This is a genomic window from Streptomyces sp. NPDC006385 (genome assembly GCF_040612485.1).
GTDB lineage: Bacteria > Actinomycetota > Actinomycetes > Streptomycetales > Streptomycetaceae > Streptomyces.
Genome location: NZ_JBEXQG010000062.1, coordinates 49,067 through 55,547 on the forward strand (window position 1 = coordinate 49,067; position 6,481 = coordinate 55,547).

General features: G+C 70.5%; 5 protein-coding genes and 1 pseudogene. 1 reads left to right on the plus strand and 5 read right to left on the minus strand.

The window, feature by feature from the left end; translation table 11 throughout:
* Positions 1-7: 7 nt before the first annotated feature.
* The 5 genes and pseudogenes from ABZ078_RS33965 to ABZ078_RS33985 form a co-directional block, all read right to left on the minus strand.
* Positions 8-2,317 carry a nitrate- and nitrite sensing domain-containing protein gene (locus tag ABZ078_RS33965; RefSeq protein ID WP_356581710.1) on the minus strand — a complete coding sequence of 770 codons (2,310 nt, stop codon included), beginning with the start codon at positions 2,315-2,317 and terminating at the stop codon, positions 8-10.
* Between the two features lie 166 nt (positions 2,318-2,483).
* Entirely contained in the window at positions 2,484-3,479 is a 996-nt protein-coding gene (locus ABZ078_RS33970; RefSeq protein ID WP_356581712.1) for a substrate-binding domain-containing protein, read from the minus strand.
* Positions 3,480-3,720: 241 nt separating this feature from the next.
* A pseudogene (locus ABZ078_RS33975) lies at positions 3,721-3,854 on the minus strand (SAM-dependent methyltransferase); the annotation flags it as partial.
* Positions 3,855-3,900: 46 nt separating this feature from the next.
* Positions 3,901-4,311 carry a DUF6114 domain-containing protein gene (locus ABZ078_RS33980; protein ID WP_356581714.1) on the minus strand — a complete coding sequence of 137 codons (411 nt, stop codon included), beginning with the start codon at positions 4,309-4,311 and terminating at the stop codon, positions 3,901-3,903.
* On the minus strand, positions 4,311-4,958 hold the full coding sequence (locus ABZ078_RS33985; RefSeq protein ID WP_356581716.1) for a DUF6230 family protein: 648 nt from the start codon (positions 4,956-4,958) through the stop codon (positions 4,311-4,313). Before ABZ078_RS33985 ends, ABZ078_RS33980 begins: the two co-directional genes overlap by 1 nt.
* 721 nt (positions 4,959-5,679) lie before the next feature.
* Between ABZ078_RS33985 and ABZ078_RS33990 the strand changes: the two genes are divergently transcribed.
* Entirely contained in the window at positions 5,680-6,333 is a 654-nt protein-coding gene (locus tag ABZ078_RS33990) for a Tat pathway signal sequence domain protein (RefSeq protein WP_356581718.1), read from the plus strand.
* Positions 6,334-6,481: the final 148 nt, after the last annotated feature.

Below are 6,481 nucleotides of genomic sequence, written 5' to 3' on the forward strand. Positions count from 1 at the left end.
ATGTCCTTCATGAACGGTCGGCGGTCGGGGTGGAGGACGTGGGGGCGGAGGCGGCGCCGGCCGTGGGCGGCTCCTCGTCGGCACCGTCGTCACGGGCCTTGAGCGTGCCCCGCTGGAAGCAGGCGAGGGAGGAGGCGGCGCGCTCGGCGGTGAAGTCGTCCGCGGAGCCGTCCTCTTCGGCGGGCGGTGCCTCCTCGCGCAGTTCGGCGGCGAGGCTGGTCTGCGGCACACGTCGGGGCAGCGGGGTCAGGCCGTCACGACGGGCGGCGGGCGCGGCGGTCCGCTCGGGCGCGGTACGGGCCGGGACGACGGGGCGGGACTCCCGTACGGGCTCGTCCGGTTCGGCGGCCCCGGCGTGCTCCACCTCGTCGCGGTCCGGGGCGGGCACGTCCCGCACCACCACGTCGTGCGGGATGAGCACGATCGCCGTCGTGCCGCCGTACGGCGAGGAGCGCAGCGTGACCGCGATGCCGTGCCGGTGGGCGAGCCGGCCGATCACGAACATGCCCAGGCGCAGGTCGTCGGCGAGCGCCACCACGTCGAACTGCGGCGGGTCGGACAACTGGGCGTTGAAGGAGTCGTAGTCCTCCTCGGACATGCCGAGCCCGCGGTCCTCGACCTCCACGACCAGGCCCTTGGCCACCATCGCGGCCCGCACTCCGACCGGCGCGGGCGCGGGGGAGTACAGGGTGGCGTTCTCGATGAGCTCGGCCAGCAGATGGATCACGTCCGCCACCGCGGGCGGCGCGAGATGCACCTCCTCGTCGGTGTGCACCTCCACCCGCTGGTACTCGGCGACCTCGCCGACGGCACTGCGCAGGATGTCGATCAGCGCGACCGGCTCGCTCCAGCTGCGGCCGGGCCGCTCACCGCTGATGATGACGAGGTTCTCCTCGTAGCGGCGCAACTGACTGGCGGTGGAGTCCAGTTCGTACAGTCCCTTGAGGACCTCGGGGTCCTGGTGCGCGCGCTCCAGCGCGTCCAGCTTGGTGAGCTGGAGGTTGACCAGGTTCTGGCTCTGCCGGGCGATGCTCAGGATGACCTTCTGGAAGCCGCGCCGGGTGTCGGCCAGTTCGACGGCCGTGTGCACGGCGGTGCGCTGCGCGGTGTTGAACGCCTCGGCGACCTGCCCGAGTTCGTCGTGGCCGTAGTCCAGCGGCGGGGTCGCCAGCTCCACGTCGACCTTCTCGCCCCGCTCAAGACGGGCCACCACGTCGGGCAGCCGCTCCTGGGCGAGGCCCAGGGTGGCCTCCCTGAGGCCGCGCAGCCGCCGCGACAGCGAGCGGGTGATCCGCCAGGACATCCACACGCACAGCAACAGCGCGACCAGACCGCCCGCGCTCAGGGAGGCGGCCTTGACCAGCAGGCCGCGCGCGTCCTCGGCGCTGTTCTGGAGCAGTGCGGCCGTCTGCTGCCGGATCAGCGCGGAGTACTCGTCGGAGACCGCGATCAGCGCCGCCCGCCACTCCTTCTGCACGTCCGGGAGGGCGATGTCCCCGGTGTCTCCCGCCGCCCGGGCCGCGAGCACCCGGTTCTCGATGGACTCCAGGGCCCGCCAGTGCGGGCTCCGCAGGATCCGCTCGGTCTCCGTCTTCGCGTTCCCCGTGAGCGAGGGAAGGACCTGGTCCTCGACGAGCCAGCGACGGGTGTTCACCGTCTTCGCGAACTCGGTCCACGTCTTCTCGTCCATCTTCCCCGCCGGCCCGGCGAGCGTCAGCAGCGCGTCCTCCTGGGACACCAGCTCCGCCGCGTGCTCCAGCGAGACGAGCGGACCGGCCTGCGAGGTGAGGTCGCCGTCGTCGACCTGGGACAGCTCCTGGAAGGCGTGGATCTGGGCGTCGATGATCGACGTGTACTGGCCGAGCGCCTGCACGGCCGTGATGTCGGTGGGCTTGTCCACCTGGCCCCGGTAGTACTCCAGGCTGCTCAGCGACGCGACGACCGAGTACAGCCGGTCCTTGACCCGGGACGGCGCCTGCTGGATCTCGTCCGACTGGCCTAGGAGCTTCGTGACCGCCTCGTCGGTCTTGCGGCGCTGCGCGTCCAGCGCGCCGCGGGCCTCCTTCTCGCCGGAGGCGAGCCATACGGCCGAGAAGCTCCGCTCCTTCTGCAGCGCGAGCGTGGCCTCGGTGCCCATGGCCCCGGTCGACTTGCTCAGGCCGGTCTGCGAGCGCAGCTCCAGGCCCTCCGAGAACATCTGGATCGTCGTGACGCTCCAGACGGCGGCGAGCGTGACGCTGGGCACCAGCGCGAGGAGGATCAGGGAGAGACGTATGGAGCCGAGGCGGCGGCGCCGGGGACCTGTCTGTGGAGACATTGTCGTCCTAGGGCGATCAGCGGAGGGGGAGGCGGAAGGGGACGGCCGCGAGGGGTGGCGGCGGGTCCGGGACGGCACAGGGGATGCGCAGGATGCTATCCGCACATCTGAGCGTGCGCGTCATACGTGACCGAATCTTTGGGGACACCGTGGGGCGAAGCGTCCGTCAGCGGGTGCCGGCGGCGGCCAGCTTCGCCACCGCGCCCACGTTCGCCTTGGTGACGAACGCCGGGCCGGTGAGGACGGGCTTCTCGCCACCGCCGAGCGTGTTGCCGTTGGTCTTGTAGAGCCACAGTGAGTCCACCGCGAGATAGCCCTGCAGATACGGCTGTTGGTCCACCGCGAACTGCACGTCCCCGTCCTGGACCGCCTCGACGAGGTCCTTGTTGAGATCGAAGGTCGCCACCCGGGCCTTGCTGCGCGCCTGCCGAGCCGACTTCACCGCGGCCGGCGCGAACTGCGCGCCGTTCGTGACGACTTCGTCGATGCTCGGGTCCTGGGACAGCCGCGTCGCGATGGAGGCGGTCACCGCGTCCAGGTCGGTGCCGTCCACATAGAGGTTCTCGGTCTCGCCGCCGAACGCCTTCTTCACTCCCGCGCAGCGCGCCTCCAGGGAGACGTTTCCGCGCTCGTGGATCACGCACAGGGCGTGCCTGGCCTTCAGGTCGTCCAGCTTGTCGCCGACGGCCCGGCCCGCGACGCTCTCGTCCTGGCCGAAGAACCCCAGCAGACCCGCGGACCGCCAGATGTCTATACCGGAGTTGAGGCCGACCACGGGTATGCCGGCCGCCCGGGCCTCCTTGACCGGACCCGTCATCGCCGACGGCTTGGCCAGGGTCACGGCGATGCCGTCGACCCTCTGCTTGATGGCGTCCCGCATCAACGCGGCCTGCCGCGCGGGGTCGGAGTCGTTCGCGTAGGTCAGGTCGATGCCGTCCTTGGCGGCCGCGGCCTGGGCGCCCTTGTGCACCAACTCCCAGAAGTCGTCGCCCTTGCCGCCGTGGGCGATCAGGGCGATCTTCAGACGCGGGCCGCCCGCCGCGTTCGCGCCCGACGCCTCGTCGGTCCCGCCGACCGCGGAGCAGCCGGCCAGCAGGAGACAGACGGCGGCCGTGAGGGCCGCGACGCGAGCGAAAGCGAAGGAGGGGGGTGGGGTCTTCATGAGGGTGCGGCACCTCGCTGTGCGGCCGAGCCGGAGGAACGAACGAGAGTGCGGCCGGAACCGCACGGAAGTGCGCCGACCTGCTGAACTCTCGCTGGTGGGGAGCCAATCGTGTGTGACCAGGGGTAGTCAAGTGTGCAACCACGCCGTGTGAGTCGTCGCTGCCACATCGTGATGAACCGCTGGCGGGAGGGCGGGCCGGGGGCCGGCCCACCCACACCGATTGCACTGGCAAACCGAATCAACTCGGTTTGTGCGCCACCGCTCCGCACCTCGCGATGTCCTCACCTCGGATCACCTCGGTACCCGCGCCGTCCGGACGCCACCCGCGGACCTGGCGACGCCCGGCTCGACGAGGTCCAGACCGGTGAAGAATACGCGCCGTCGGCGCAAGAGTGCCTCCTGGCATACGGCAGGACGCCTACGGCGCTGTCACGGCTGCTTTCCGCCGCTCCCTTCGACGACGCCGCGGCTCCTGATCCGGCAGCCACCCGAAGGCGAGGGAACTCCCCACCACGCCCAGCGCCAGCCCGACGAAGAACCCGCCCAGATTGGACGTGGGCCAGGTCCCCAACGACACCAGGACCCCGGTGATCGAGTAGAAAAGCCGCTGGGCCGGGTTGAACAACGTCAGCAGTCCCAGCAGCACCATCAGCGCCGGCAGCAGATACCCCGCCAGCCCCTGCATCCCGACATGAAGCACGACCTTCATCGACGCCTTCATCGTCAGCAGGATCTCCGCCCCGCCCAAGGTGAGCAACACCCCACCCCAGAACGGCCGGTCGGCCCTCCAACGACGGAAGGCCGACCGCGCATCCGCGCCCGCGCGCATCAGCAGCCCGAGTCGCTGAAGCGGAGTTTCAGGCCCGGAAGCTTGAACACCCCGGCGGTGGTCGCGTAGTTGGTCTGGCGCAGATTGGCGATGCGCACGGTGTCCGCCTGCTGGCTGAAGACACCGATCGGACCCTTCACCCCGGCCTTGGTCAGGGTGCTCGCGTCGTTGCCGATCTCGATGTTGTTGAACGCCGCGTCACCCGACAGCTCGGTCGAGTCGGTGGTCAGATCGCTGGCGCTCACCTTCTCCGCCCCGCTGCCCGCGGTGATGAGCAGGTTCGTGCCGCCGAGGTCGACGCTCTGGCACAGTTTCGTGAGCGTCGCGTTCTTGATCGCGGACGTGACGACCAGCACCTGTCCGCCGGTGTCCCCTTCGTTGGGGCTGCCCGGCGCCATGTGGTCGAGGCCGCCGAACTGCTCGAACCCGGTGCCGTTGAGCTCGGTCGCGGTGACCGTGAAGGGCATGCCGGAGATCGCGAACTGCACGCCCAGCGCGCCCTCGGCGGTGAGGACCGCGAGAGCGCCGGCGACCAGGGTCGCCGGAACCGCCATCACGGCGGCCCGGCGCGCCCGGACCCGCCCGCGTCTCGCGGGGCCCTCGGGGGTGTGGTCGGCGGACGAGGTGACGTCCGAGGACGAGGCCATAACTGCTCCCAGTGCAGGAAAGTGCGAGTAGGGCATCAGTGGCACGTTGTCCTGGCGCGGACAGCGCCTACGGCGCACGCCCCTCACACCTCCCGGCGGGGGCAAGGGCTTTCTCGTACTCCGCAGTAGCCAAGCCGGAAGTTACCGGTGGTTACATGCGAGGGTCAAGGCGGTTGTGGAAAAAGAGTGTTGATTGTGTGTCACCTGTGGGTCATGGGCTTCCAGGGCCATCGGGCAGCGTCGCCTGGAGCACCAACTCCCCTGCAAATCCTTGACGTTGACTGACCCATGGGTCTACAACTCTCCCTGGCTCCCCCCTGGATCCGTGGCGCCGGATCCGCCGCCGCGTGGCCTCGGCCCGCGTTCCCGGACCTGATGTCCTTCACATTCCGCGAGATCACTCCACGGCGCCGTCACGGTCGCTTCCCCCCTCGGCCCGTGCCGGACGCCCCCGTCCGGTCCGGCCGGAGCCCCTCCACGGCTCCGGCCGGTCACCGGTCGGCTGTCGTCGCCGGTCCGTGACGTACGGAGAAGGCGTCACGGACCGGCAACGGCATCCCGTCGACTCGCGCCCCCCGAGCGCCGCCTCCGATCCCCGAACCCCCCACTTCCCCGAACCCTCCACCTCCCCGAACCCTCCACCTCCCCGAACCCTCCACCTCCCCGACCCCCCTGATCCCCTCAGGGCACACCCCCGCAACGAAAGCCGAGGTACACCCGCATGCGTACGCGCACCCTCCTCACCCTCGCCGGCACCGTCGCCGCGCTCACCCTCCCCCTGGCCGGCCCCGCGTCCGCGGCCGACGGCGCCGTCCTCACCACCGGCTCCGTCGGCGGTACGGCCGTCGCGGCCGGGGAGGTCCTCACCGCGCCGCTGGCCACCGGCACCGCCGCCACCTTCTACTCCAGCGCGACCGGCACCAGCGGCATCTCCTGCACGAAGTCGCAGTTCACGGCGACCGTCACCGACAACCCCGGTGCGCCGGGGACGGCCACGGAGTCGGTCAGCCAGCACACCTTCGACCCCGCGAGCTGCACGACCAACGTCCTCGGTGTGCTCGGCGTCACCAGCATCACGGTCAACAACCTGCCGTACTCCGCCGCCGTGTCCTCCGACGGAGCCGTCACCGTGACCCCGGCCGCGGGCTCCACCATCCAGACGACGGTCGTCCTGCGCACCCTGCTGGGCAGCATCAACTGCGTCTACCAGGCCCCGAGCCTGAGCGGCACGGCGAGCAACGACGACAACAGCATCAACTTCACCGGCCAGCAGTTCACGAAGGTCTCCGGCTCGTCCCTCTGCTTCGCCAACGGCTACTTCACCGCCAAGTACGCCCCGGTGACCGGCAACGGCGAAGCCGTGTACGTCAACTGACGTCCACGGCCGCGGAGTTCATCTCCGTCGCGGTCGCAGCGCCAGGGCGGCGCCCCCGGTGAGCACCAGCACCGCGGCGGTGCACCGGTTGACCGCCTGTCGGACTATCCGGTGCTTGTCGGCGAGTGCAACGGTGAGCGCCACGTCC